Annotated in this window: 18 protein-coding genes; 5 read left to right on the forward strand and 13 right to left on the reverse strand. The window is 39.9% G+C overall.

The window, feature by feature from the left end; genetic code table 11:
* Positions 1-16: 16 nt before the first annotated feature.
* The 9 genes from KO533_RS12015 to KO533_RS12055 are packed head-to-tail and all read right to left on the reverse strand — an operon-like array spanning position 17 to position 6,934.
* A complete protein-coding gene (locus KO533_RS12015; RefSeq protein WP_173248286.1) occupies positions 17-250 on the reverse strand; it encodes a flagellar biosynthetic protein FliQ in 234 nt (77 codons plus the stop codon).
* Positions 237-1,880: a hypothetical protein gene (locus KO533_RS12020; RefSeq protein WP_198572422.1), complete on the reverse strand. Its 1,644-nt coding sequence runs from the start codon at positions 1,878-1,880 to the stop codon at positions 237-239. Before KO533_RS12020 ends, KO533_RS12015 begins: the two co-directional genes overlap by 14 nt.
* A 4-nt stretch (positions 1,881-1,884) precedes the next feature.
* Entirely contained in the window at positions 1,885-2,280 is a 396-nt protein-coding gene (locus KO533_RS12025; RefSeq protein ID WP_173497860.1) for a hypothetical protein, read from the reverse strand.
* Complete coding sequence (vscN2, locus tag KO533_RS12030; protein ID WP_168826340.1) at positions 2,234-3,496, reverse strand: type III secretion system ATPase VscN2; 1,263 nt, start codon at positions 3,494-3,496, stop codon at positions 2,234-2,236. The genes KO533_RS12025 and vscN2 overlap by 47 nt, the downstream gene beginning before the upstream one ends.
* 2 nt (positions 3,497-3,498) lie before the next feature.
* The gene (locus KO533_RS12035; RefSeq protein WP_168826338.1) at positions 3,499-4,962 is read right to left on the reverse strand and encodes a secretin N-terminal domain-containing protein; all 1,464 of its coding nucleotides are present in this window, start codon (positions 4,960-4,962) and stop codon (positions 3,499-3,501) included.
* Positions 4,952-5,239, reverse strand: coding sequence for a hypothetical protein (locus KO533_RS12040; RefSeq protein WP_173248293.1), 288 nt, complete (start codon positions 5,237-5,239; stop codon positions 4,952-4,954). Before KO533_RS12040 ends, KO533_RS12035 begins: the two co-directional genes overlap by 11 nt.
* Entirely contained in the window at positions 5,232-5,915 is a 684-nt protein-coding gene (locus KO533_RS12045; RefSeq protein ID WP_219254328.1) for a type III secretion system apparatus protein VscT2, read from the reverse strand. Before KO533_RS12045 ends, KO533_RS12040 begins: the two co-directional genes overlap by 8 nt.
* Before the next feature lies 1 nt (position 5,916).
* On the reverse strand, positions 5,917-6,612 hold the full coding sequence (locus tag KO533_RS12050) for an EscR/YscR/HrcR family type III secretion system export apparatus protein (RefSeq protein WP_168826332.1): 696 nt from the start codon (positions 6,610-6,612) through the stop codon (positions 5,917-5,919).
* A 43-nt stretch (positions 6,613-6,655) separates the two neighbouring features.
* On the reverse strand, positions 6,656-6,934 hold the full coding sequence (locus KO533_RS12055; protein ID WP_014620520.1) for a hypothetical protein: 279 nt from the start codon (positions 6,932-6,934) through the stop codon (positions 6,656-6,658).
* Between the two features lie 565 nt (positions 6,935-7,499).
* Between KO533_RS12055 and KO533_RS12060 the strand changes: the two genes are divergently transcribed.
* Entirely contained in the window at positions 7,500-8,594 is a 1,095-nt protein-coding gene (locus KO533_RS12060; protein WP_219254330.1) for a YopT-type cysteine protease domain-containing protein, read from the forward strand.
* Positions 8,595-8,834: 240 nt separating this feature from the next.
* Here KO533_RS12060 and KO533_RS12065 read toward each other — a convergent pair whose 3' ends face one another.
* From KO533_RS12065 to KO533_RS12080, 4 genes are all read right to left on the reverse strand, one after another.
* The gene (locus tag KO533_RS12065) at positions 8,835-9,701 is read right to left on the reverse strand and encodes a hypothetical protein (RefSeq protein ID WP_219254332.1); all 867 of its coding nucleotides are present in this window, start codon (positions 9,699-9,701) and stop codon (positions 8,835-8,837) included.
* A 233-nt stretch (positions 9,702-9,934) separates the two neighbouring features.
* Positions 9,935-11,329, reverse strand: a complete 1,395-nt coding sequence (locus KO533_RS12070) for a hypothetical protein (RefSeq protein WP_219254334.1) — start codon at positions 11,327-11,329, stop codon at positions 9,935-9,937.
* Positions 11,330-11,725: 396 nt separating this feature from the next.
* Positions 11,726-12,277 (reverse strand): winged helix-turn-helix domain-containing protein, encoded by a 552-nt coding sequence (locus KO533_RS12075; RefSeq protein ID WP_173497857.1) that lies wholly within the window; start codon positions 12,275-12,277, stop codon positions 11,726-11,728.
* 535 nt (positions 12,278-12,812) lie between these two features.
* Complete coding sequence (locus KO533_RS12080; RefSeq protein WP_219254336.1) at positions 12,813-14,261, reverse strand: WH2 domain-containing protein; 1,449 nt, start codon at positions 14,259-14,261, stop codon at positions 12,813-12,815.
* A 276-nt stretch (positions 14,262-14,537) separates the two neighbouring features.
* On the opposite strand from KO533_RS12080, the gene KO533_RS12085 reads away from it, so the two are divergent.
* The 4 genes from KO533_RS12085 (at position 14,538) to KO533_RS12100 (ending at position 20,253) form a co-directional block, all read left to right on the forward strand.
* Positions 14,538-15,620, forward strand: a complete 1,083-nt coding sequence (locus KO533_RS12085; protein WP_219254338.1) for a hypothetical protein — start codon at positions 14,538-14,540, stop codon at positions 15,618-15,620.
* A gap of 449 nt (positions 15,621-16,069) precedes the next feature.
* Positions 16,070-16,795 carry a two-component system response regulator OmpR gene (gene ompR, locus KO533_RS12090; RefSeq protein ID WP_006079507.1) on the forward strand — a complete coding sequence of 242 codons (726 nt, stop codon included), beginning with the start codon at positions 16,070-16,072 and terminating at the stop codon, positions 16,793-16,795.
* Positions 16,796-16,837: 42 nt separating this feature from the next.
* Positions 16,838-18,154: a two-component system sensor histidine kinase EnvZ gene (envZ, locus tag KO533_RS12095; protein ID WP_219254340.1), complete on the forward strand. Its 1,317-nt coding sequence runs from the start codon at positions 16,838-16,840 to the stop codon at positions 18,152-18,154.
* A gap of 128 nt (positions 18,155-18,282) precedes the next feature.
* Entirely contained in the window at positions 18,283-20,253 is a 1,971-nt protein-coding gene (locus KO533_RS12100; protein ID WP_219254342.1) for a methyl-accepting chemotaxis protein, read from the forward strand.
* Positions 20,254-20,277 lie beyond the last annotated feature (24 nt).

The following is a 20,277-nucleotide window of genomic DNA, read 5'->3' on the forward strand; positions in this document are numbered from 1 at the left end:
ATTTAACTATTCAATGTTAGAGTTGCCCAAAAAGCAGATGGAATTGATCATAAATCCCACCGCCAACTTGTGTAAGTAAAACGATAAATACAACTAATTTAGCCGCCATAGGTAAGCCTGGATCTTGCACACTAAACACAGTTTGCAACAGACCGACAATAACTCCCGTGACGACAAAACTAAGCGAAAAAATAATAATCGCACTCTTGAGAATGTCTAAGCATGCCGCTGTGACATCAATGACGGTCATAATAATCCTCAAGAAAGTTAGTCACTTTGTTATCCTCAAACTGGAATACGTAGTACTTATTGCGAAAAAATACTCGATAGGTGTTCAATTGCGCATATTGGGTAAAATACTCGGGTGCGATTTGGTAATGCAGCATCAACGAAGACAATACAGGTTGGACAGTCATGCCTGCACTCACAGCTCCAATCGCCACAAGTTTAGAACCTAGACTTGGTAATTCCATCTGAGTGACTAAAACTGAAGATTTTTCCTCAATAAAAACCTTATTTATGTGCTGACCTCCCTCCTTTACTTCTAAATTTGAATGAACTGGTACAAAAGCTTTAATAACCGGGTCTTCTTTCTTCTCTCCGGCGGATAAGCCTTTATTAGCATTCGATTCTCGCTGTACTCGAGCCAAAACAGGTACATTAGAGTGAGCAACTGTTAATTCTGATTGCTTTTGAAGATTCACTCCAGACTCCCCCTCCATAGCAGCCAGCTGACTTATTGGTGGTGATTTAATTGGTGACGACAGAGTCGCTGCCGCCATAGACTGGGGTGGTGTCGTCAGTGAGCGCGTAGCCTGTTCTGAATTCACAACTGGTTGCACTACTATCAAGGAGTTACCAACCAGCGTCGTTGACACTTGAGCATTCGCTCCAGACTCTCGTCCGATAACAGCGGATGGCTGACTTATTAGTGGCGACTTAATTGGTGACGACTGAGTCGGTTGAAGCACTGCCGCCATAGACTGGGGTGGTGTCGTCAGTGAGCGCGTAGCCTGTTCTGAATTCACAACTGGTTGCCCTACTATCAAGGATTTGCCAACCAGCGTCGTTGACACTTGAGCATTCGCGCCAGACTCTCGTCCGATAACAGCGGGCGGCTGACTTATTAGTGGCGACTTAATTGGTGACGACTGAGTCGGTTGAGGCACTGCCGCAATAGATTGAGGTAATCGCGTCAGTGAGCGCGTAGCCTGTTCTGAATTCACAACTGGGCGCTCTACTATCAAGGATTTGCCGACAGGCGCCTCTAACACTTGAGCATTCACTACTGACTCAAACCCCATTGCCGTAGTAGGTTGCTTTATTAGTGACGACTTGAGTAATGGCTGAGAAAGTTCAGACTTTGCCCTCAGAGGGAGCGTAATCTTATCCGCACCTACTGTTGACTGAGCTGTGTTCAAAGACTTGCTGACTGGCACCGTTGAAGATGACACCTGGGTATTCATCGCAACCTCATCAGTGTTGCTCACTTTTAACTGAGATTGAACATGATTCGCTACTGGTATTGCACGTCTAGGCCGCTGCAAATTAGCCACATTTGCCAATGGTTCACTGGTCTCTAGTTTAAGCCGACTGCCACTAACTGCATCAGACGAATGGATTCTGATAGCTTTACTCGCCGAAAATATATGCTGCCGAAGTGGTACATAAGCCGTGACAGGTACAACATGCCCCCAAATAAAACCCTCTTCATGCTCAGCCTCATGGCTTTCAATGGCCTCCTTTTCACCATCAAATGTTGATGCATCATGAGAAGAAGCCTGCCGTTTTGATAGATTCAAAAGCTGTTCAAATTCGCTCTCTACTGGGCTCAAACAGGCTATTTGGGCAACTGGGGCAAGTCTATCCATCTTTGTCATTTTGTCACTCATCTCTTAACTGTTCTTGGATCTCAGCTAAAGCGTCCTTTCGTTTTTCTTGCCTTCGCTTTTCAGCGATAACAAGGGCAATCTCGGCAGCTAATTCATTAGCATTTTGCTGGGTCACAGACGCATCGAAGAATAAAGACTCGATATGAGACTTAACGCTTTCTCTTCGCTGAAACAAACGAGAAAGCCCATTTAATTCGTCTTTAACGACTAGACTTTTTAACTTTTGTTGCTCATTGGCGATTAATGCCCATGAGGCCTCTATCGAATCCAATAGCTCTTGATGCTTCAAATTTAGTTTGGCTAATTTACGTTGTTGCTTGCCAATTCTGATGTCAACTACATCAATAAGTTGACCAAATTCGATCCATTGCTTGGAGGGTTTCTTCATATTCGACCCCGTCGTAACCTTGCTTCAAAAACTCCATGATATATGGGAAGCGCTCTATCGCTTCGTCGGTCGCCAAATCGTTACCTTTCTCGTACTCGCCGACTCGGATTAACAATTCAACATTAAAATAGCGATACACCATATCTTTGAACTTTTCAGAAAGACTTACATATTGAGGATCCTGAACTTTATTTTGTAGACGGCTCTTGCTCTTTAGTACATCAATAGCAGGATAACGGCCAGTAGAAGCAATTGTCGTTGAGTAGACCAAATGTCCATCAATCAGTGACTTAACTTCATGTGCAATAGGATCTTCATCAATTTCTTTTTCAATCAATACCGTAAAAATTCCAGTCACTGAGCCATGAATAGAGTTACCACAATTCTCTACCAGTCGTGACAGTGCCAAAGAGACTCCGATCGGAATTCCGCCCTCGATGGGAGTACCATCTAACATGGCTTGTGCACGTGCAAAACGTGTCAATGAATCGAAATAGAGCACCACTTTCTTGCCCTGAGCCATGTAATGCCGAGCAATAGATACAGCGACTAAACCCGATCTCACTTTCTCCAACGGATTTGCTTCGGATGTAGACACTATAGTGATCGATTTTTGAATCACAGCAGGACCAATCTCCCCCTCCAAAAACTCAACCACCTCCCTTGCACGCTCACCAATCATGGCGAAAATCACCACATCGGCATCCATGTTATTTGCCATGATCGAAACCGTAGTAGTTTTGCCAGCACCTGCGGGGGCAAATAGGCCCAAACGCTGCCCTACTCCAATGGTGAATAAGCCATCAATAATTTTAATTTTTGTTGGAAAGACAGTGTCGATTGGTGCGCGAATATTAAGCGGTATAGGCTTATCGATAATGGGTAGATCATAGTAATCACCCTCACCGCCCAAATATTGTTCACCATACAATGACTCGCCATAGCAATTAATGACCTTACCAATAAGAGCGGTTTCATTCAGCGGGAAACAGAAGCGCCGTGGGGTAATTTCAACTTTACTTCCCCGTTGAATAGCCCCAGGCTGGAGCAACTTAATTTCTACTCTTTTACCAGTAATTTTCATTATCTCACCACGAATACGCTCATTAGCGACTGTGATAATGAAGCACTCCTGCCCCACAAAAGTATTTATACTGACATGACAAATCACTGTATCTTGATAAGATTCTTTAACCTTAAAAAAATGTTTGATCATGACTAGATAACCTTAAATGACACTGATACGTAACGTTTATATTTACGTTTAGTTTCCTTCTTACTCTTAAATAATTCACCTAACCAAGGAATACTTGAAAGGATAGGGACACCACTCTCGACACTATCAGTCACTGTATTGTCAAATCCTCCAAGAATAACGGTCTGCCCTGGTTCAATATAGACTTCTGATGTCAAAGATTGAGAGTTAACTCTAGGCGCCTGAGTCGCTCCGCCTTCTGTCTTATCATCACTCAGTGACTCTTCTATATAGCTAAATTTCGCCTGCACTTTTCCTGATGGCAATAAACGGCCAGTGACATACAAACTATTTTCGGCCTCAATTTTTTGAGTTGATACTTGCTTATCAGATATAAGTACAACTGTAGCCGTTTCTTTTTTACCAAAATGCCCTTGCTGGTTCTCTAAGACTAAGAGATTAGTTTCATATACTCCTCTAGCCATATTATTAGTATACAAAGCTTGAAAATTTTTGAAAAAATCTACTGTATCCGTAAAGGGTGGAACGATAATATCGTACAGACCTCGACTGCCATTCAACCATGAACTATTAACACCTAGTGCTTCAGTTCGTTCTACCGAAACATCATAAACCCGAAGGAAAAATAGCAACTGCTGCCGTTTAACATCAATAAGAGTGGCAATACGCTTAGCTAACTGGATCTCCTCAGGGGTACCACGAACTAGCAATGCATTACTTCCAGGTAATACCTGGACTTTAGAGGTAAACTCATCCTCTTCAAGCTGTTGTTTATCATTTTGGTTAAGTTTTAGTTTATAAGCGCGCTTAACCATTTCTCCATCGCTAATATTCTCAAACTGACCAATTTTCTCAATTGCCGATGAGATTAAAGACTGCGCACCAGGAAAAATAACATTACCGTCATATGAATCAATTTGGCGATCCATAACAGATATATAATCAAACTCGATCCGTGCCAATTCCAAATTATTACCATTCTCTAAAAACTGATTTTTATCAATCATATTAGAGTAGACAACAACGTCATTAACAAACTTGCGTGTTCCTGAAATAAAGATAGAGTTGCCACTGCCCACGAGTTCAATTTTCGTCGTATTATTGGCTCTGAACGTACTCTTTAATTCTTTAAGCAGGCTAGCTGGTGTAATATTTCTGGGTTTAAATGCATGATTTATATAAGCCTGACCAGAGTGAACCGTTAGTGTCCCGCCATATACATACCAATCAAAATCATAAACATCAGAAAGCTGGTCCAACAAATCGAGACCGTCACCAGAGAGTGTTTGAGTAATAGGCTGTTTAGCCTTTTTTTCTTCAATATCATCAACTAACTTTAGCTGCATATCCTTAGCTATTGCCGCCAAGGCGCCTTTCAAATCGATATCAGACTGCTTGATAAATACCTTTGCCTGACAAGTAAATGCCGTAAACAAAAGGAAAATAAGTAAGATTCTAGACTTCATCAAGTATCTCCTTCATACGTTCCTGACTAACTTTCATTTGTCTGATACTTTGATTAATAATGGCTTGCTCTACTATTTTCATCGTAAACTCTTCTTCAGTAACATAATCATTTTGCTTACTAGCGTGTACTTTTACTTGGCTATCAGAAAATTGTTCACTTAAATGTACTTCACCAGCAGCTTTGAGTTCTGACTCAAACTGAAGGGCATCCTTTTCTGAAGTGGTTTTAATTTGCTGACTATTCAATGTGACATTCAATAAATTAATGTTACTCATACCCTGCCTTTTTCATTATTTGTTTAAAAACATAAAACTGATCTTGTAACAGCCATAGGTTAAGAATAATAATTATGGTGATAGCTTTAATATCTGCTGTTGTACTAATAGATAAAGAAGCTTTTTTGAAAAAAAGGTCAACATAGCCACAACAAATAGTAATACACAACAACAGAACCATGTATTTACCAGTCACCATAGCCATCATAGTTAAGCTATCAGTGATGTAAAAATACAAAGTATCAAAACCAACATTAGCACCTTGTTCAATATTCTCTGAGATCACCGCCAGCAAAGGTCTAAAAACCACACCAGATTCCAAGGCATACATCAAAAACATCAAAGAACTAATCTTAGATAGCGCTTCAGACTCATCAGTAAAACGTTTATCTTGTACAGACTGTTCGTTAAGCAATAATAACTGTTGTATAACACTGCCAACCATACCACTGAGCCAATAAGGTACAGATGAAAACATAGCAAAAATAATAACGCTTAATACCCAAAAAGGAGTTGGAATATTTCCTAAATCACTAGAATCTATAACAATTGCAAGTCCAACAGCAATAGCAAGTGCCGTAGAATTATCAAGATAAAGACGTGTTGGATTATAAATTTTTAAAAATAAAAATAATCCTGCAAATAACAGCCAGTTAGGAAATAAAAGCATATCCATATCACTGGAGCGCTCTAAATAAAATAGTCCAACTATCAGAAAAATAAAATACTGCGAGTTTTACAGGTGTCGATATTACAGTCGGTGATAACATAGTCATACCTACACCACTGAGAATCACAGCAATTAAAAAATCAATACTCACAAATATCATGTATAGCTTTAGGCCAAACTCGAAACCTTGATACAAATCTAAAATCAGATTACCAAGAAAATATTTTAGCGTATCACTCCCTGAGTCAAAATTAAGCGGAATGTCAATAATTCCAGTTAGTTCATTAGTTTTACGCTGCGCCCTCGCCAACAGTTCAGGGAAAAACTCAAATACATTGCTGACCAGATAATACATAGTCACTTGTTCTGGCTTTTTATCCTCAAATAGGGAGGATGATTGCAAGACGTCAGGGTCTATTCCGCCATTAATCTGCTCAATAAAATATGGCTTAACCCTCTCTAATCCGGGTTTTATATCAGGCCAAATACTATTAAGCGCCATTAATGCCGCAAGTAAATTCACTACTATTGTAGGTGGAATTTGTTGTGTACCCACCGCATTTTTAATGATGTTAAGTACAATATTATATTTAACATATCCAGAGAAACAGATAAAGAATACGGTAGACAACAAGATCAGAGTCAGGAGCAAAATTAAATTTGCTCCTGAAAATGCATTATCTGGATTCAATAATTGCAACATCTATAGCACTCTCTATTGCCCATAATGCATTATAAAATTAAAGTTAAATATTTCTTGCCGCTGCAGAAATAGAGTCTTTAATTGATTTTAATGTAGTTGTTGAGGTTTGAGCGGTAATGCTTTGATCTGCCATTAACTGTTGTAGCGATAAAGAATCAGATGCACTCAAAATAAGCGTACCATCTTTATCTGGTGTAAATTTTCCATCTTTATCAACACTTCCAGTATGATCGGTAATGAATGTACTGACCTTATCGTCGGCATTATTAACTAAACCGCCAAAAACACCACTTATATACCCAGTTGATAATTGTTGAGCCATTTAATACATCCCTAGTTATTCATACGTTTATTTCTAATGCTTAACATGCCTACTTATACTTAACATGCCTACTTAATATTAATATTTTACATACATACACAAACTTCTAGATAGCTCTAGAATGCGCAAAATATAAGCCATCTGCGCCAGGCCAAGCCAGTGAAAACTTCTGATAAAACACGGAAAAAGCTCATTAAAAGCACAATCAGCTAATGTATTAATTTATCCTTGGCGCTTTGCGCGTCTGTTGAACACGGCCAAAAACCACTGATTAATATAGTTTTTTAAAAAATCAAATTACCGTAAATCACAATGACCTGTATCTTCTGAACCTTTAAGCTGTAAGCCGCGCCGAACATTCTGCATAGATATTATCTCTTCCCATACATTTAAGTTAAATCAAGCTGCATGACTTATAGTCATTTATATGTTGAATCGACAACTTAAACTCATAAGACTTGCATGGTAACCTTTGCCTTAATATTTCATAAACAATCTTACAATTATATCTAACTAAATATACTAATATTCACTATAAATATTGCAATTAAAGTTTTAGGTGTCTATGTCTCTTGTTCCAATTTCAATACGATCTAATCTTGGATTAAGTGTTTCATCGATCGAATTGAGTAATCTTGAAAATATAGATGTGAAAAGCATTAATAAAGTCGACATTTCTCGGTTAGACAAAACATTATTAGTAACAAAAAAGCCTGTTAAACGGGAAAAAGTTATAATATTGAAGGATAAAATTAGTGATGCAAAATATGGTCGAATTTTTGATGTAAAGCGAGAAGAAACAAAAAATGAAGTATCAACACTTAGTACTAAAGGATTAACGAAAAGTGTATTAAAAGCATTCAATAAAGATAAACGGCTTGCAAGCATCATTCATAAGACTAATGATAAAACGATTGGCCAATCTGCTATCATTAGAGATTTCCAGCTCGTAGGGGTTAAGCTGACCACTCTCCCTAGCAATTATCGAGAATTATTTGAATTCATAAGAGCAAGCTTCTCAGATAATAGTGTGGTTGATGGCATTTTCAAAAAATATGAAAATCGTGGTCAACTTGATGAAGCTTTAAAACCTAACGCGACTAAAAAAATTCTCTCGATACTTTTTTCATTACCACAAAATCAACAACTGCTTGCCAATCATTTCGGTGGATGTCTTGATGTCACTTGGGATCAATCGAGCATACTGAAGAATATTCAAGTAGGTAAAGATGGGCTATGTTCAACGCTCGCCATAAAATGGTGTGCTGACAAACATCAGGGTGTTCACTTTTTTAATGATATGGACACAAAAGAGGGTTTAGAAGAAGTTGTTAACCTAAAAATAAACAAAGAAGTAGCATCATATTTGCAATCTAGTGGGTTAGCTGTCTCGGAAAATGAAACAAACCTTAATATAAAAAAGGCAGGTTTCCATTTATTGGGTCTTTCTCCCAAAAATAAAGGTTATGGACATGAAGTCGCAGCATTTATCGACGACCAAGCGAAACAGTACAAATATTTTGATCCTAATCTTGGAGAGTTTTCTTTTTCAACGTCAGAAAAAATGAAGTCATTTATTCTGACTTCATCGACCAGAATATATACAGACTTAAAGCTGAATCAAGACTTAATATTAACTGCAGTTGAAGAAAATAATTAGCATAGCTCCGAACATTTCTCTGATTTCCCAGTAAAATCCACTTTTCAAAGAAGGAGGTCGTCATTGCGACCTCCACTATCTGCAACTCTTAATGGAGAAATATTAAGCTAGCCTTTTTCACTTCAATTGGTTGCTCGCAGCTTTATAGTGAGGATATTGAGTAACCATTCACTTCCCGACCATTTTTGTCCAGCCGTTTAACACTAACCAATACCCAATGACTATTCAAATTAATGAGTTTTATTTATTATAATCAACATAACGTTGACCATAATAATAAGGACCATGTTGTTGCTTAAACTCACGAACCTCCCTAGAGCGTTCGCTATTGCTCCTCGTTAATCCTATCTGTTTTGCATCAATAGGCAGATAGTCATATCTTCCATGTGAATTTTTGACTTTCATAAAATTATCAGGCTTTACATCAAAAGGTCTAAAACCAGCTTGTTCCATCATAACCAGCACTGAATATGGAATTTTTTCATGATTATCTAGATGCTTTGCACCTGGTATTTTTTGAAAAGTAAACACTCTTACTCGTGAAGAGCCACATACTCTATCATCCCTCATAGTAATAAGGTCATTGTTCGCAAAAATTGCATACTTACCATCATAGAAATTATGATTACGATATACATCATTTACTCTTAAGTCGGCATTAGTTAACGCTCCCCACGAACTATCTTGTTTAAAGATCTTATACCCTCTCCCTGTTTTTTTATCGATAAATACTTCTCGATTTGTCCCCTCAAATTTTTCATATTTTCCCGCCTTAGCCTCCTCTTTTAATTGAGATATTGTTTCTGGATGACGGATGTTTATTGAGTCAACATGACTTGACAGTGCTAGATGCAATGGCAGAACTTCATGCTGCAGTTGTGGCTTCAACCTTGGTCTTGGTAGTAGTAGTTTTTGTGGTGTAGCTAGCTTAGCTAAAAATGTGGCTATTACTTCCCTTTTTTGTATATTCAGGCTACTTATCAAAGTTTGCTTTAAGCGTAAAATATCCACATTACGAACACTTTTTACATCCAACTTTTTTAATTCACTCGATGATATATTTAACCCAAGCTTTTCTCGCAGGGAAGGAATTATGATAAATGACATATACACCTCTAAATTTGTTGATGAAAAGCACACCATCTTCCACGAAGAATACAATCAATGACTATGCAACATATACATTAATGTTATTCTCATGTTACAAATAGCTTTAGTTTATACATATAAAAACATTAACCACATCTTAAATAAGATCTGCAATAAAAAACCACTTTTAAAAGTGGTTTTTTAATAACACTGAGACATTGTGATATCAATTAATGCCAGAGACTAACTCATTACCTACGATAAGTCGTTGCCATCAAGTCTGTGATTTTTTTATCTGCATCAGAAATGGCACTCTTTAAACTACTATACATTTCATCATGCTTCATAATTTTATCATTTTTATCCAATACACCTTTATTTATTAGCATATTGGCTATATATGCCCCCTGTATCACTTCAGGCAAACTATGATGCACAGGCTGCTTTACGCTATCACCAACTAAGTGGTCTAAGCATACATCAAGCACTTGTTCGAAATTAAATGTAGCATTAGTGGCACGACAGAGTTTAGCTGTCTGAATGGTATAATGCAGAGCATTTCCAGATACACCGGCAGTGAAACCCTCCATATCAGGACGGCTGAAATTATCCATATTGAGGTTTACAGCTAAATCAAGTATATCTTGGCCTAACGTATCGATATTATTTTGATATATTTTTTCGTTAGGCTTAAAATCAAAATGTAACCCCCCAGAAGCTAAAATACCCTCATTAAATAAGCCACTTTTACTTTTACTGGAATCGACAGGGTCCCGCATAATACCTTGCAAGGCACCACCAAAAAGCTGACCTAAAGTAACTGGCTCACCTTTTTCACTCATAAATGCGTTTAATGCATAGGTTTCATGGAGCTTAGCGCTTGGTCTATCTAAAAGGCTGCTAGGAAAGCCAAAATTCTCAACTAATATCTTATTATTTCTTGCTTCAGTTTCATTTTTAACAACCGCAGCATCACCAGGAAACTCTAATACTAAATTTTCTGGTTTCAAGAGTTTGTTTGTATAAAGGTTATTACCTTGAGTGTCCTTCAATGCATCTTTAGTTAATTTTTCAAATAAGTGTTTCTCTTCACTTTCATTCAATTTTTCATTTTTTGATAATTTGTCTCTGATTGTGTTCAAACGTTCAGATAAATCACTTTGGTTAGAATTCATAAATCCATCAAAACATACTGATAACCGTGAAAAGATCTCTGCTTTATGCACAAGTGTAAATTGATCAGATGTCACTTTGACAGGCTTACTTTGATCGCATTGAAGAAAGTTTTTCACATATACCTTCTTCCCACTTAGATCTACATCATCTGTTGCCGTATTAAGAATATTAGTTAAACTAGATGCCATTGCATCGAGAGCCCGTTCAGAAGCAGTACTTTTACCATTTATTAATTTATTTTTAATTAAAGAAGAAAAAATTTCACTGCCGCTTTTTAGTTCTACTTTTACTTTTTGGTAAGGTTTTGGACTCAACAATTTACTTAAAAAAGCAATGGGATTGCTGGGATCTTTATTCTCAATGTGGTAAATTTTTTTGACATCTAAATCAATATTTTTTTTATCCATGATTTCAGGTGTTTTAGTCTGTCCGCATTCAGCTATTTTGTTTAATTTGTTTAATGAAGGCATAATATCTCCTAGAGGTTAAGCTTTAATTATCCATCATCCTGCACATCAATATCACCAGATTACTTATGAAAAAATCCGTAAAAGATAACTATCACCGAACGACATGTATAACAACCAACAGTCGCGCTTATACCAAGATGAAAAAGTGACTTTAAGGAGCAAAAAAAGCCTTATCCTTGGCTCAAATCTCTGTAGAGAAGCCCATAAATTATAGAATACTAGTAGAATATTTGAGACAATCTTGCGTATGATTTCATTTCGTTTCAAGGTTGAATTTGAACGTGAAAAATTACACTAAAAAATCTTTTAGATTGAATCAACTCTTATTTTAAATAATAAAAGTCAACCAATATTAATCTTGGCACGCATAAGTTTAAATTTACGTGAAATATAATTTTAAAAAAACTTATTGAAAACGACTATTGCTCCTACTGTTAACATGGATGCAAGAAGAGCAGAGAAAAAACATACCAATAAAAAATATATATTTCTCATTGGTATGTCAGTACGAATTGATAAATTTCGTTCGATTGAATATGGAGAAACATTGATATTACTTAAGGATTCTTTACGACTCTGCTTAATATTCTTTATCTCAAAAATCGGATATTCCTCTTCAATTAAAACGCCTGAAACACTTTCATCCAGAATCAGTATATAACCTTCTTTAGAAATGGTTTTTATTTCGCACGCTAAGTTATCAAATTGCGCAAGAGATTTTCTTAAATTGGAAATGGCTTTGGTCAATGATGTTTCACTCACGAAAACCTTACCCCAAACTTTTTCTTGTATATACTCCTTACCTACAACTTCATTTACATGATCACATAGTAGTTTTAATATTACAGCCTCACGTCCACCTATGCTAACTACATTATCCTCAGTGCTAACCTGTCTTTTAAGCACATCAAAAACCATCTGATTTCCTAACGCATAGTTTCTTGCCATTGCTATTCCTCCTAAGAATTACTCGTTCATCACAAAATTAACTCAGAGTTACATTGTGGTCTTTTTTTCAGAATAAAGTAATAAAAAATCGCCAAAAAAAGATGAATTAACCAGAAAAAAATCGAAAAAAACACACTCAAAAAACAAGGTGCGGGCCTTTTGCAGCTTTGAATACAATGGAAAAACAAACGAAACCAAATGTATCAAGCTGCCGAATGTAAATACTAATTATTAAGATTACAGTACATTGTGCTGATATACTTAGATGATGATAAGGAACTACGGGGACCACAGAGAATATAACTAACAAAAACCTAAATATTCATACTTGAAAATATGACACACTTTAAAATAATCACCTTAATTATTTTAAATTAAAAATTTACCTTTAGGAAAGTTTAGTGTTGAAACTTAATTTATTAATGTGTACACATATGTTTATGTTTATGTTTATGTTTACGTTTACAAATCTATATACATTAAGTCATAAGCCAGGCCCAAAATATCTACTTAGACCCGACTTACTATTTTTAGCTTAACTGTTAGAATAACCCAGTTTTAATTGTAATGTTTTTATTAACTCACTCTGTTTTTTGACCAAAGCCTCCTGTCCTAAAAATGTAAAGTCTTCAAATCCAGTTTTCATATGAGTCGATAGGAATCTTGATATATCTGCTTTAAGACTGTCGGCTCCATGGATGTTTGCCATAAATTGCTTTTCCAACTTTGCCTGCGCATCTTTACCATTCTTAGTCGCGAATCCTTCCATAAAAGGCATTTCTGTAAGAACTTTGAGTGCTGACTGACGGTAATTTTTACCCAGTAAATTCAACTTTTCTTCATTTGTCGTCAGCTGATTGGCTGTGCGACGAGCCCCATCTAAAATGGCTTCCCCTTTTTTCATCTCAATGGCGCCACGGCTACTATCCGAGCGGAAAAGCCGTGTTTTTCCTGAATCGAGGCGACCCATCGCTTCAGTGGCAACACCTTTACGCCGCGTCTGGAAAGGCTGATCAGACACAACATCGGCTCGCTTCCATAGATCAGGAAAGCGTTTCACTTCGGCCCAATAACTTGAAATCGATTTAGACTGCCCGTTCATTGCCGCCTCTAACGCATCAATATCCGCATACTGCCCATATTGATCGAGTAAAATGCCTTCCCAATTAACCTCCATAGCATTGACAACATAATCGCTAATTTGTTGGCAGAGCAACTCTCTATTAGCTTGATTCATATTGGGCGCTGTTTTAAGTAATTCATCAGAGTAGAGTTCATCCATGGGCTCATTTTTTGTTACAGGTGCCTGAACATCGTCATTTTTGATTCCAGTAACTGCTTTTTTAAGGTTGTTTTTATTGAAACCTGTAATTGCATTTAGCAAAGCGTCCTTTCCTCCACCTGATGGCGCAACCACGTCACTTGCCATCGCACCTACTGGCAGGATCGGAGCCGGTGGCGGTGGCGGTGGCGGTGGCGGTGGTAATGTACCACTTGCCATAGTTAATGCGACAGGAGGCTGAATATTTCCTTGCACTGTGGATGGTGCAGTACTTTGGCTGGATAAAACCATCCGAGCGTCTTGCATTTTTTTCAATACTTCTTGTAAAAATGAAGTATCGGCATTGGGCGTCACAGGTGGTGCTTTCTGATCTGTCGTTACCGGTCTCAACTTAACACCATCACGAATCGCTTGCATTAATGGCTGTCTAGAATCCGCAGTTTGCTTCGGTGCTGTAACTGCCATTTTGGCAGCTTGGACTGGTTTGGCTAACTGAAGCGGTTTATTCGCAACTGACTTTTCTTTGCCATTCTTCGAGCGAGATTTAAGACGGATAGATTGAAACAGCGATAAAAAACGCTTTTTTATACTAGGCCTATTACTCACCTGCTTAATCTCGAGTTTATCAGTTGCGGCGTTACTGACGCCCTCACTCTTGATATCTGATGAAGGTGGATTGATGATGTGATTGGAAATTGGCATCCGGTACTCCTCTGATCATAGGCTCACTAATGTTATAAATGTGTGAGCAATTAACTATCTACTCCATCACTATATAAATAAGTAGAAGAGGGACACACAGACTTTGTCTGAAATATTCTGAGTAAAACTGGAATGACTTAATCACTCTGTTTATTTAGACAAGTAAAAATTAGGATTACTCAAGTAAATTAATCATTTTTTATTCATCATTTGCCATTAACCATTAATAAAATTTTCATTTATTTTAGTATTAATATTCCATTCAGAGATTTGATAATGCCTATTCATACAAGCAATTATTCTAATTTTTCCAGCTATAAAAGCTACAATCAATTCGCAGCTATACCTAACACACTCAATATCGTAAAACTTTCCCAACGTAGAGCTGATACGCTAAAGCCTGTGAAAACGATAAGTTCATTCGCAGAGATCAACAATGTCAAAAAATCTCTCCATCGAGTGAAAATCGAAGCGGCTCAGCTAATACAAAAAAGTTATCGCTCTTATCAACAAAAAAAAGCTGACAAAGAGCTCAATACAGTCGGTATTAAATCACTCACAAATGCTAAGGCAGGACGCAGCTACTTCTATAATGCACAAGCCGAATTAGTCGCAAAAACACCAACTAAATTTAATCCTGCTGGGAAAGGAACCTACAAACAGTTAGTACGCCAAGATAGTCAATTTGTGCAATTACATATTCATAATGACACGTTTGATATAGATAAAAATAAATACAACCAATTAGCAATGAATCAGCTTAGATCTCATCCTTCAATTTGTCCTTCTATTTATGTAAACGATTCGACCATGATTGCCCATAATGGTGGCATTGAAGTAGCACAATTAATTGAACAAGGGGACAAGATTCCCTTAATTCACTTTAAATCACTCTTAGAAGATTTATGTTCCTTACATAGCAAGGAGATATTCCTGCACGATATTAAACCTGAAAATCTAACCTATAAAGGCAGCCATGTGTATCATATTGATGTGGAAAATCTGGTCGCGCCGGATTATAACCATGGCGAGAATGGTATTGTCTACACGCCAGAGTACACCACAGTACTTTTAATGAATGCGATATCAAACGAGGATCCGCTAGCAGACCAAAACCAAGATAACTACGCCATTTTATTGAGTATGATTGAAGCCACTAGCGGTGATTTTTTCCCAAATACCCCAGTTGTAAATACTCAACGTTTTTATGGGCTCCTGGGTAAGGATCTAATAAGAGCTCAAGGCTGGATACAAGAGCATATCAAGCCTGAGTATCAAGCGACAGCAGGAGCATTACTTAAGTGTCCAGGAACCAATAGCGATTCAACGCCCTTGATCGATATGGTTAATTGGAAATAAGCGATTGAGCTCTGTTTCCATACATGACATGCCTCCATAACCACTTTTTATGGTTATGGAGCTAACAACGGTTCTTAAGTCAGTGATGGTTTTAAGAGCTGAACATGCAAATAGTACATTCATCAAAGTATGTGTACTATTTCTATCCACTAAATCATCTCTGTGCATAATGGCTTTTAAATCACCTCTTTTGCTGATGCCAATTTAGTTACAATTTCAGCTATAGCGTGAATAAACGCGAGTATTCCCATGCAATTTCATTTGCTTAGTATTAACATTGGGCAATCAATGTCAGCATTTATCGCATTCAAGTTACTAAGGTGAGCTAGTCGCCTTGGTTGAATGCGGCTATATTAGGCAGATTCGTTTTCAATTTCAGCCAGTTGGTTAATCTTAACTGTTTCTCATCAGTAGAATAAGCACCAATCTGAGCAATTAAAGGACATCCCATGGGACAAGAAACCTCGAAAATCCTCGTCGTCGATGATGATATGCGCCTGCGAGCGTTACTCGAGCGTTACCTGATGGAGCAAGGTTATCAGGTGCGCAGCGCGGCCAATGCCGAGCAGATGGACCGCCTATTAGAACGCGAAAACTTCCATTTACTCGTGCTCGACTTGATGTTGCCCGGTGAAGATGGCCTGTCTATCTGTCGCAGGCTGCGCCAGCAAGGTAACCCTATTCCTATCGTGATGCTGACGGCCAAGGGCGATGAAGTCGACCGCATTATTGGTTTAGAGTTGGGCGCTGACGATTATCTACCAAAACCTTTCAATCCACGGGAATTACTTGCGCGGATCAAAGCCGTGATGCGTCGCCAAACCCAAGATGTGCCCGGTGCGCCAGCCCAGCAGGAAGCACAGATTAGCTTCGGTGAGTTCTCGCTGGATTTAGCGACCCGTGAGATGTACCACGGCGACGAATCCATCGCACTCACTAGCGGTGAGTTTGCCGTACTTAAAGTGCTCGTCACCCATCCACGCGAGCCCTTGTCTCGGGATAAGTTGATGAACCTCGCCCGTGGCCGCGATTATTCGGCGCTAGAACGCTCGATCGACGTGCAAGTGTCACGTCTGCGCCGCTTAATCGAAAAAGATCCCGCGAATCCTCGCTACATTCAAACGGTTTGGGGTTTAGGTTATGTATTTGTACCCGATGGTGCCGCGCGTCGATGAGCCGCGCTGCCATCTTAGTCTCCTGCGGTTATTGAGCCCACGATGAAACCTAAGTTTTGGTGGCGGTTTGTTCCTCGCAGCGCATTTAGTCAAACCGTGATGCTGATTGGTTGCCTATTACTGATCAATCAGCTGGTGTCTTACGTCACGGTCGCCGTCTATGTACTTAAGCCAAGTTACCAACAAATCAATCAGTTAATCGCTCGCCAAGTCAAATTACTGTTTGTCGACGGTATAGATATTGGCCGCGAACACTTAACCATAGTCGATGCCCTTAATGCCAAAGTCCACGACGATGGCATGAAAATCTACAATCAACAGCAAGCCCATGAAGCGGGTATTGAGCAAGCCACTTACTATGGTTTCTGGTCATCGCAGATGTCGGAATATCTTGGTGGCGATGCCGAAGTCCGCGTCACCCATGGCAGCGTATTACAGATTTGGATCCGTCCACCACAGGCGCCCTCGATTTGGATAAAAGTGCCACTTATCGGCCAAAATGTTTCAGATCTTTCGCCGCTCACTCTTTATTTAATGGTGATTGGCGCACTTAGTGTCGCTGGGGGATGGTGGTTTGCTCGCCAGCAAAACCGCCCACTTAGGCGACTACAAAAAGCTGCAATTTCAGTCTCCCGCGGTGAATTTCCCGATCCCTTGCCGCTAAAAGGTTCGAGTGAAATTGTCGAAGTTACCAATGCTTTCAACCAGATGGCACACAGCATGAAGCAACTGGAGCAGGACAGAGCGCTATTGATGGCGGGGATCTCCCACGACTTGCGCACGCCGCTCACCCGTATTCGCCTCGCCTCTGAGATGATGGTAGAGGAAGATCAATATCTTAAAGACGGCATAGTCAATGATATCGAAGATATGGACGCCATTATCAGCCAATTTATTGCTTACATTCGCCAAGATCAGGAAACCAGCCGTGAGCTAGGCCAAATCAATAAACTCATTCAAGATATCGCTCAAGCAGAAGCCAATCGCGCTGGTGAAATTGAAGTGGTGTTAACTGACTGCCCAGAAGCCCAATTCCAAGCGATTGCCATTAAACGGGTACTGAGTAATTTAGTCGAAAATGCCTTTCGCTATGGTTCAGGCTGGATCCGCATTAGCTCGCAGTTCGATGGCAAGCGTATCGGTTTTAGTGTTGAAGATAATGGTCCAGGGATCGACGAGTCGCAAATTACCAAACTATTTCAACCTTTTACACAAGGTGATATCGCCCGTGGTAGTGTTGGTTCGGGCCTAGGCCTCGCCATTATCAAACGGATTATCGACAGACACCAAGGGCAAATTACCCTCTCCAACCGCGCCGAAGGCGGTTTAAAAGCCCAAGTGTGGCTGCCGCTGGAATAACGCGAGATCACATATTTGCAAATCAAATGACAACGCTGACATCCAAGTGAGCACTTGTCATATTAATGTCACCTTAAATTCATAAACTCAGCACAGTTACTGGCTCTGACCATTATGAAGATTGCAAAATGAAAATTTCAACGCTGTCGCTTTCTGCTTCTGCCCTGTTGTTATTGCTCGCGGGATTGCTAGCAGCCGTAGTGCTGTGGAGCAGTGATCAGCGGCAACAAATTGAGCAGCAAACACTGACATTACAAGCTATTCAGCAGGATTTTCTCGTCGGTGTACGCCGCGATCTCGATGGCTATTTAGCCAGTGGCAACGCTAGCCAACTTGAACAAGCGAAAACCAAACTCAGCGCCATTAAAAACCAGCTCACGCAGCTTAACCTCGCAGCCATGGGCGCTACCGACAATGACTTGCAAGCCAGCCTAAGCAACTTCATTCAAGATTTAGATACCAAGTACCGCGCCGCAGGTAAACTCGCTGGCAACCCTAGGCAACTGCTCGCCCACGCCGAATCTGAAATGCTCGACTATAACCGTCGTCTGGGCAGTTATGCCGATAAAGGCTTAGCCACAAATGCTGTGGTCGCCGAACAATATCTGCAATTGAGCCGCGATTTACCTTCTATCGTCTACCAACTTTCCCAGCTGACCGATGGCTATCTGATCGGTAAAAATCAGCAGCTCAAGGGTATTTTAGACAGCACCAGCAAAGAGCTAAATACGTGGCACGACTCCCTCAGCGCATTGCCGTTAATCGGCGTATATGAACAGCAAGAAGCCGATGAATTTGCCCTCGGTGCCAGCGAACCGGAACAAATTGAAATCGGCGAGAGTGACCGCAGTGAACTGCTCAGTCTCGCCAATCGATACAACAAAGAAGTCGCCAATACCCACCAATTACTGCAAACCAACCAAGAGATGCAAGATCAACTCATTCATGCGATTAGCAATGTGGAACAACAGCTTATTGGCTTAGGTGAGGCTCAGGCAGCAAAGAACCAGCAGCTGAAATATGAGTTACAGCTAATCCTCTACACTATGGTTTCCATCATGGCCTTGTTTGCGATTGGTTATTTAATCCTGCAGCAAAATCGTGTCGTCAAACCGCTAAAACGTCTCAACCAAGCTTTTATGAAATTAAGCGAATCGAACAGCCGCGAGCGTTTAGACATTAATCGTCGCTGCGAGACGGGCCAAATCGCAGGTCATTTCAACCAGTTACTGCACAGGTTTGAACAGGAAGACGAGGCGCAGCGCCAGCAAATCACTAAGGTTTCTCAATCATTAAGCCAACTGGTGGCGCGCATTACTCAGCTATCACAACACACAGAGCACACCCAAACGATTGTGGCCGATACGCAAACACAGACCGAGCATATCCGCAGCCTCGCCAATGAGGTGAGCCACACTTCGGCACTTGTGGAAGACAGCGCCGCCGAAACCATGCGCCAAATGCAGTCGAGTCAAGCACAAGCCGAGGCGGTATTGAGCGCAACCGAGCAAACACAAACCGCGGTCGGTCTGTGCCATTCGTCCCTTGAAAGCCTAAATAACTCAGTGACGGATGTATCGAAAATCATTGATGTGATTGGCAATATTGCCGAGCAAACTAACTTACTCGCCCTTAATGCTGCCATCGAAGCTGCGCGGGCTGGCGAGCAAGGTCGCGGCTTTGCCGTGGTGGCCGATGAAGTGCGTAATTTAAGCCAACGCACCCAAGTGTCTTTGAATGAGATCGTGAAAATTCTGCAACAACTTACCCAATCAAATCATGCTCTCAGTGAGAGTGTCGATGGCATAGCACAGGCCACCAGCAGCCAGAAACTGCGTGCTCAAAGCCTGTGGCAAGTGGCGCAAACAGTGCAAAACCAAGCAAGTGAAATGGCTAATACCGCCAAACAAGGCTCGCTAAATGCCAAAGAGCAAGTCGATTATCTCGATGAATTTGTTCGCACTATGGATAGTTTAAAAGAACAAGCGCAAACCAGTTCACAGCAGAGTGAGGTCATCGCCCAAGAAGTACAGCAGAGTGTAGAAGATATTGAAACCAGCTTGGGGATTGGGCAAAGCCAAATAAACCGTGCGGCCTAAAACCGCACATTTATTCACTTAATT

It is taken from the genome of Shewanella sp. NKUCC05_KAH (assembly GCF_019345585.1).
Classification (GTDB): domain Bacteria; phylum Pseudomonadota; class Gammaproteobacteria; order Enterobacterales; family Shewanellaceae; genus Shewanella; species Shewanella oncorhynchi.

Coding starts and splice junctions, on each gene's coding strand:
- KO533_RS12065 (WP_219254332.1), bottom strand. CDS start 9,701: ATGTCATTTATCATAATTCCTTCCCTGCGAGAAAAGCTTGGGTTAAAT.
- vscN2 (WP_168826340.1), bottom strand. CDS start 3,496: ATGATCAAACATTTTTTTAAGGTTAAAGAATCTTATCAAGATACAGTG.
- envZ (WP_219254340.1), top strand. CDS start 16,838: ATGAAACCTAAGTTTTGGTGGCGGTTTGTTCCTCGCAGCGCATTTAGT.
- KO533_RS12025 (WP_173497860.1), bottom strand. CDS start 2,280: ATGAAGAAACCCTCCAAGCAATGGATCGAATTTGGTCAACTTATTGAT.
- KO533_RS12100 (WP_219254342.1), top strand. CDS start 18,283: ATGAAAATTTCAACGCTGTCGCTTTCTGCTTCTGCCCTGTTGTTATTG.
- KO533_RS12050 (WP_168826332.1), bottom strand. CDS start 6,612: ATGTTGCAATTATTGAATCCAGATAATGCATTTTCAGGAGCAAATTTA.
- KO533_RS12040 (WP_173248293.1), bottom strand. CDS start 5,239: ATGAGTAACATTAATTTATTGAATGTCACATTGAATAGTCAGCAAATT.
- KO533_RS12020 (WP_198572422.1), bottom strand. CDS start 1,880: ATGACAAAGATGGATAGACTTGCCCCAGTTGCCCAAATAGCCTGTTTG.
- ompR (WP_006079507.1), top strand. CDS start 16,070: ATGGGACAAGAAACCTCGAAAATCCTCGTCGTCGATGATGATATGCGC.
- KO533_RS12075 (WP_173497857.1), bottom strand. CDS start 12,277: ATGGCAAGAAACTATGCGTTAGGAAATCAGATGGTTTTTGATGTGCTT.
- KO533_RS12085 (WP_219254338.1), top strand. CDS start 14,538: ATGCCTATTCATACAAGCAATTATTCTAATTTTTCCAGCTATAAAAGC.
- KO533_RS12055 (WP_014620520.1), bottom strand. CDS start 6,934: ATGGCTCAACAATTATCAACTGGGTATATAAGTGGTGTTTTTGGCGGT.
- KO533_RS12015 (WP_173248286.1), bottom strand. CDS start 250: ATGACCGTCATTGATGTCACAGCGGCATGCTTAGACATTCTCAAGAGT.
- KO533_RS12045 (WP_219254328.1), bottom strand. CDS start 5,915: ATGGATATGCTTTTATTTCCTAACTGGCTGTTATTTGCAGGATTATTT.
- KO533_RS12035 (WP_168826338.1), bottom strand. CDS start 4,962: ATGAAGTCTAGAATCTTACTTATTTTCCTTTTGTTTACGGCATTTACT.
- KO533_RS12080 (WP_219254336.1), bottom strand. CDS start 14,261: ATGCCAATTTCCAATCACATCATCAATCCACCTTCATCAGATATCAAG.
- KO533_RS12060 (WP_219254330.1), top strand. CDS start 7,500: ATGTCTCTTGTTCCAATTTCAATACGATCTAATCTTGGATTAAGTGTT.
- KO533_RS12070 (WP_219254334.1), bottom strand. CDS start 11,329: ATGCCTTCATTAAACAAATTAAACAAAATAGCTGAATGCGGACAGACT.